The following is a 1,855-nucleotide window of genomic DNA, read 5'->3' as shown; positions in this document are numbered from 1 at the left end:
GGCGGGGGATCATGAAGCCGCGGCGATCGCCGCGCACAGCGCCCGCACGCCGGCCGCCGGGCCGTCCGGATGGTCCCATACGGCCGCCACGACCGCGAGGAAGTCGGCGCCCGCCGTCACCAGCGGCGCGCAGTTCTCCGCGGTGATTCCCCCGATCGCGACGCAGGGCAGTTCCATCAGGTCCGACCACCACGCCAGCAGGTCGGGCTCGGCGCGGCTCGACGCGGCCTTCGTCGTGGTGGGGAAAAAGGCGCCGAACGCCACGTAGTCCGCCCCGTCCTCGCCGGCGGACATCGCGAGGTCGCGGCTCGCGTGGCAGGTCACGCCGAGCATCAGGTCGGGACCGAGCACGGCGCGCGCCGCGCGTGCCGCCATGTCGCTCTGCCCGACATGCGCGCCGTCGCACCCCGTCTGCACCGCCAGATCGGGGCGGTCGTTGAGCAGGAACGCGACGTCGCGCGCCTGTGCCACGGGACGCAGCGCGTCGGCGGCGCGGCGGATCGCGTCGTCGTCCGCCTCCTTGAGCCGCAGCTGCACCGCCGCCACGTCGCCCGCGTCGAGGGCGGCGGCCAGCCGGTCGGGAAACGTCGCGACGTCGAGCGCGGGCGGCGTGATCAGATACAGACGGCAGCCGCCCGCGCCCATCGCTCAGGCCTTGCCCTGGTAGATTTCGATGATCTTCGCGAGCATCGCCAGCGCGTGCTCCTTCGGCCGCTGGAACGTGTTGCGCCCGATGATCGAGCCGTTGGCGCCGCCGTCGCGCAGGTTGCGGATCACGTCGAACAGCGCGTCGTCGTCGGACGTCGCCTCGCCGCCGGAGAAGATCACGATGCGCCGGCCCTGGAAGCAGGCCTGCACGACATGCTCGACCCGCTTGGCGAGCGTGGACGTGTCGAGATGTGCCTTCTCATAGGTCTTCTTCGCCGCATCGAGGCTGATCACGGCCGTCGGCGGCTTGACCTTGATGATGTGCGCGCCGGCCAGCGCCGCCATGTGCGCGGCATAGGCGCAGATATCGAGCGCGGTCTCCCCCGCCTTGTCGAGCATCGGCCCGCGCGGATAGCTCCAGACCACGACCACCAGACCGGCGGCCTTGGCCTCCTCGGCCAGTTCGCGCAGTTCCTCCATCTGGTCGAAGGCGTATTCGCTGCCCGGATAGATGGTGAAGCCGATCGCCGCGCAGCCGAGGCGCAGCGCGTCCGCGACGCTGCCCGTCACGGCCTGATCCTTGGTCGTCGCCAGGCTGTTCGACGAGTTGAGCTTGAGGATGGTCGGAATCGCGCCCGCGAACGTGTTCGCGCCGGCCTCCAGCATGCCGAGCGGCGCCGCATAGGCGTTCAGCCCCGCCTCGATCGCCAGCTGGAAGTGATAATGCGGGTCATAGGCGGGCGGGTTGGGGGCGAAGCTGCGGGCCGGACCGTGCTCGAAGCCCTGGTCCACCGGCAGGATGACCAGCTTGCCGCTGCCGCCGAGCTTTCCCTCCATGAGGATGCGGGCAAGGTTGCTCTTGGTTCCCGGATTGTCGCTCTCGTAGTTGTCCAGGATTTTCTTCACGCGCTGCGTGATGCGCATCGGGTAGCTCCGTGCTGTGGTCCGGGCAAGGCGGCCGTCTGGGGACGCCGGGGCGTACTAGCCCAGGGTCCGCCCAGTGTCACCCGTAACGCCAAGCCAGGCGGGCAGTCGCATGGCGGCGTGGGCGGAAGCCATGTCGAGGGCGGGCGGCGGCGCCGCGAGCACCTCCGCGCCGAGGCGGCATGCGGCCGACAGGGCCGAGTCGCGGCCCGGCGCGTCCGGCCAGAGCACGATCGCGCGCTGGCCGATCCGCAGCGCGGCCAATGCCCGCCCGGTGGCGTCC

The 1,855-nt window shown here is 71.2% G+C and carries 2 protein-coding genes and 1 pseudogene; all 3 read right to left on the bottom strand.

The window, feature by feature from the left end; all coding sequences use genetic code 11:
• Positions 1 to 9: 9 nt before the first annotated feature.
• A complete protein-coding gene (thiE, locus tag B8460_RS08815) occupies positions 10 to 645 on the bottom strand; it encodes a thiamine phosphate synthase (RefSeq protein WP_048861223.1) in 636 nt (211 codons plus the stop codon).
• 3 nt (positions 646 to 648) lie between these two features.
• Positions 649 to 1,572 carry a class I fructose-bisphosphate aldolase gene (locus B8460_RS08810; protein WP_048861222.1) on the bottom strand — a complete coding sequence of 308 codons (924 nt, stop codon included), beginning with the start codon at positions 1,570 to 1,572 and terminating at the stop codon, positions 649 to 651.
• A gap of 57 nt (positions 1,573 to 1,629) precedes the next feature.
• Positions 1,630 to 1,855 (bottom strand): annotated as a pseudogene (locus B8460_RS23055) (hypothetical protein); the annotation flags it as partial.

It is taken from the genome of Acidisphaera rubrifaciens HS-AP3 (assembly GCF_000964365.1).
GTDB classification, from domain to species: domain Bacteria; phylum Pseudomonadota; class Alphaproteobacteria; order Acetobacterales; family Acetobacteraceae; genus Acidisphaera; species Acidisphaera rubrifaciens.
Note: the sequence above shows the minus strand (reverse complement) of the source record. Positions and strands in the feature narration are given on the sequence as shown.

What these genes read in the sequence shown, in the direction of transcription:
- thiE (WP_048861223.1), bottom strand. Translation starts at nt 645, where the DNA reads ATGGGCGCGGGCGGCTGCCGTCTGTATCTGATCACGCCGCCCGCGCTC.
- B8460_RS08810 (WP_048861222.1), bottom strand. Translation starts at nt 1,572, where the DNA reads ATGCGCATCACGCAGCGCGTGAAGAAAATCCTGGACAACTACGAGAGC.